This window comes from Candidatus Dormiibacterota bacterium (assembly GCA_035532835.1).
GTDB lineage: Bacteria > Vulcanimicrobiota > Vulcanimicrobiia > Vulcanimicrobiales > Vulcanimicrobiaceae > DAHUXY01.
Genome location: DATKQG010000064.1, coordinates 1 through 3,074 on the forward strand (window position 1 = coordinate 1; position 3,074 = coordinate 3,074).

Sequence of the window (3,074 nt, forward strand, 5' to 3'; positions counted from 1 at the left end):
TCTCGGCTACGGGCTGATGACCCTGGGCGGGTTGCTCTTCGTTCTATGGAGCTTCGAGCGATTGACGGCGATCGGGATGGGGGCGCTTGCGGTCCTGCTTTTTGGCGGCATATTCGGCATCGTCGGTGCCGTGCGCAAGGAGTTGCGCATGTACCCACCCGTGTAAACGATGCTCGGTTTTCTCAACGTCTTCAAACCGGCCGGCCCGACGTCGGCACAAGTGGTGGCGCGGATTCGGCGCGTCTGCGGCGTCTATTCGCGCGACCGAAAGATTGCCGTAGGGCACTTGGGGACGCTCGATCCGCAGGCGGCAGGCGTTCTGCCGATTGCGGTCGGCAAGGCGACGCGATTGATTCCGTTGCTCACCGATCAGCGCAAGGCGTACGCGTGCACGCTCGTGCTGGGCCGGTCTACGACCACGCAAGACGCGCTCGGCGAGACCGTGGCTAGCGGCCAACCCCCGGACGATTGGGAGCGCCGGCTTCACGACGCGCTTCCGGCGTTTATTGGAAAGATCGAGCAGATACCGCCGATGTATTCGGCGGTGCATCACGAAGGGCGCCGCCTTTACGATTTAGCGCGGGCGGGGCAGACCGTCGAACGTAAGGCACGTTCGATTACGGTGTATGCGATTTCGCTCCTGGGCTTCGAACGGACGGGTGGACGCGCGATCGCACGGTTGCGTATCGCGTGCGGCGAGGGAACGTACGTCCGCACCTTGTGCGAGGACCTGGGGGCCGCTATCGGCGTACCGGCGCACATGGGGGCACTCGTACGCGAAGCATCCGGACCGTTCGTGCTCTACGAGGCGAAAACGCTCGAAGCGATTGCCGACGATCCCGCGGGGGCGCTGATTGCGCCGGAACACATCATTCCGTTTCCGACCATCGTCCTGGATCTACGCGGTTCGGCGGATTTTCGTGCCGGGCGCGTTGTCCCGCTCCCGCAGGGAGCGACCGCGCAGCACGTGTTCGTGCGCGACGAATCGCGTACGCTCGTGGGCGTGGGTGAGGCGCTTGGAGCATTGCTCGCGCCGCGCAAGGTCTTCGTATGAAGCTCCATCACGGTCTCACGCGCGAGAGCGAACGGCCGCTGGTTCTCGCGATCGGCTTCTTTGACGGATTGCATCGCGGGCATATGGAGATCGTCCGCGCGACGCGCCGGCTGCGCCGCCCGGGCTGGCGCTGCGGGGTACTGACGTTCGCAAATCATCCGGCTTCGTTCTTGCGCCCGGGCCAAGAACCGCCGATGCTGTGTACGCAGGCCGAGCGCGTCGATATGTTCGCGCGAGCGGGCTTTGAAGAGTGCTTTTTCGTGCCGTTCGACCAAGCGCTCGCGCAGATGTCGCCGCAAACGTTCCTGGATGCCCTGGTCGGCTTGGGCGTGCATGGGGTCTGCGTCGGGACGACGTTTCGTTTCGGCCACAAGCGTGCCGGAGACGTCACGATGATGCGCGAGTATCTCGAAGCGCGCGGCGTCGCGTGCGTCGGCGTGCCGAACGTGGCCGATGAAGGCGAGCGCATTTCGAGCACCAGAATTCGCGGCTTGGTCGCAGCCGGAAAAATGGATTTAGCCGACCATTTGCTCGGCCGCTCCTACGAGCTGCGCGGCGTCGTCGAACTGGGTGCGGGGCGCGGGCACGATTTGGGTTTTCCCACCGCAAACGTGCGGGTGCCGGAGAAGCTGCTGCCGCCGGACGGCGTCTATAGCGCGGTTGCCCGCTACGACGGGCGCGATTATGCGGCGCTCGTCTCGATCGGGACCAATCCGCAGTTTGGCGGCGAACGCCGCACGGTCGAAGCGTGGCTCCGCGATTTTCACGAAACGATTTACGGGCGCGAACTCGCGTTGCGCGATCTGCGTTTCGTGCGCGAACAGCGCGTCTTCGACGGTGTCGATGCCTTGGTCGCGCAGATGCAGCTCGACCTAGCGGCCGTCGCCTACCCTGCCTTCGGGTAACGCGCTATTTCGAGCGCTCGCTAGGGTTTGGAGCCCCGTGCGTGCGAATCGACCCGCGATGACCAAACCTTCATATGCGGCGATCGCTTTGCTGACCGCCCTGGCCCTTGCCGGATGCGGCTCCACGAACAAATCTGCAGCCGCTAGTTCGGCCGCCGCTACCGCAGGCGACGTGGCCTCAACATCGACGGGCGTGCCGGCCCCGCCCTGGAGCGAGCCGCTCTCAAAGGGAGGCGTGCTTGCCTCGGCATCCCTGCGCGGCAAGCCGGTGTACTTGAATTTCTTCGCGTCGTGGTGCCCGCCGTGCAACGCCGAGGCACCGAGCATCAATGTGCTTTACAAGAAATACCGGGCACGCGGCCTGCAGGTGGTGGGCGTGGACGTGCTCGAGAACGCCGCTAAGGCCCAGGGCTTCCGCGAGAAATACCATCTGGCGTATCCGGTTGTCGTAGATTCAGGGCAGTTACGCGATGCGTATAATATAAACGGACTCCCGGTTCACGTCTTCATCGGCAGCGACGGCACGATTCGTCAGATCGTCGTCGGCGAGATGGAACCAGCGGCCATCAAAGCCTCGATCAAAGCGATTCTGTAACCTCTAGCGATCGTTTGTGCTACGTGTGCCCGTAGAACACCCAGTACGCCAGGGTGCTTGCGTTCGCGTGCGCGATGGGGGCCGTGGGGACGAAGGCTAACGCCAGCAATGCGAGCCCCATGATCGCTACCAGCGCGAGCGGTGCGATGGCGTAGCGATTCACGAATGCGCTCGCGTGCAGACGTCGCGCGAGAGCTCGACGAGGGTGCCGTTTTGGCGCTTTTGAGTCATCGATCCAAACATGTGCGCCTTCTCCTCCGTTTACGCTCGTACAACGAGCGCCCCGTTCGAGCGTGTGACATCGGCCGTTCCACCTGCGACCAGCTCCCCCTTGAGCAGTGCGGTTGAGAGCGGGGTCGAGACGTGCCTCGAAACGATGCGCTGCACGAAGCGCGCGCCGCTGCCCGCGGCCATGGCTTCCTGCGCTAAGAACGCCTTGGCGTCGTCGGTAAGCCGGAGCTTCACGTCGCGGGCTCCCAGCCGCGCGGCAAGCGCATCGACGTGAATCGTCACGATCGCC

At 64.2% G+C, this 3,074-nt stretch carries 5 protein-coding genes; 3 read left to right on the top strand and 2 right to left on the bottom strand.

The window, feature by feature from the left end:
* Positions 1–169 precede the first annotated feature (169 nt).
* From truB to VMW12_08460, 3 genes are read left to right on the top strand one after another with little or no spacing between them, the layout of a single operon-like run.
* A complete protein-coding gene (gene truB / locus VMW12_08450; GenBank protein HUZ49753.1) occupies positions 170–1,054 on the top strand; it encodes a tRNA pseudouridine(55) synthase TruB in 885 nt (294 codons plus the stop codon).
* The gene (gene ribF / locus VMW12_08455; GenBank protein ID HUZ49754.1) at positions 1,051–1,959 is read left to right on the top strand and encodes a riboflavin biosynthesis protein RibF; all 909 of its coding nucleotides are present in this window, start codon (positions 1,051–1,053) and stop codon (positions 1,957–1,959) included. Before truB ends, ribF begins: the two co-directional genes overlap by 4 nt.
* Positions 1,960–2,017: 58 nt before the next feature.
* Positions 2,018–2,554 (top strand): TlpA disulfide reductase family protein, encoded by a 537-nt coding sequence (locus VMW12_08460; GenBank protein ID HUZ49755.1) that lies wholly within the window; start codon positions 2,018–2,020, stop codon positions 2,552–2,554.
* Positions 2,555–2,573: 19 nt separating this feature from the next.
* On the opposite strand, the gene VMW12_08465 is transcribed toward VMW12_08460, so the two are convergent.
* Positions 2,574–2,717 carry a hypothetical protein gene (locus VMW12_08465; protein ID HUZ49756.1) on the bottom strand — a complete coding sequence of 48 codons (144 nt, stop codon included), beginning with the start codon at positions 2,715–2,717 and terminating at the stop codon, positions 2,574–2,576.
* A gap of 98 nt (positions 2,718–2,815) precedes the next feature.
* On the bottom strand, positions 2,816–3,074 hold a 259-nt coding region (locus VMW12_08470; protein ID HUZ49757.1), incomplete at its 5' end, for an ATP-dependent Clp protease ATP-binding subunit ClpC.